The sequence below is a fragment of the Leucobacter musarum subsp. musarum genome (assembly GCF_001273845.1).
GTDB lineage: Bacteria > Actinomycetota > Actinomycetes > Actinomycetales > Microbacteriaceae > Leucobacter > Leucobacter musarum.
The window spans coordinates 1-211 of record NZ_JHBW01000043.1 but is presented as its reverse complement, the minus strand read 5'-3'; the positions used below and the strand labels follow the sequence as shown (position 1 = coordinate 211).

General features: G+C 70.6%; 1 pseudogene. It reads right to left on the bottom strand.

The annotated features are described in order from the left end of the window. Positions 1-211, bottom strand: a pseudogene (locus CH42_RS16520) (hypothetical protein); the annotation flags it as partial.

Sequence of the window (211 nt, the reverse complement as noted above, 5' to 3'; positions counted from 1 at the left end):
GTAGTACACGGTGCCGCCGGGTTCGGCGACCGGCAGGATCTGCGGGTCGGCGAAGTTGCCGGTGTAGGTCGAGCCGGGCCACAACCAGGTGCCGTTCGGGGCAGGGGCGGTGATCGGCATCGGTCGCGGAGGTTCTTCGCCGTCTGCGTCGGAGAGCGGTGCGGGTGCTTCCGCCGGTGCGAGTGCTTCTACTGGTGCGGGCGCCTCAGCC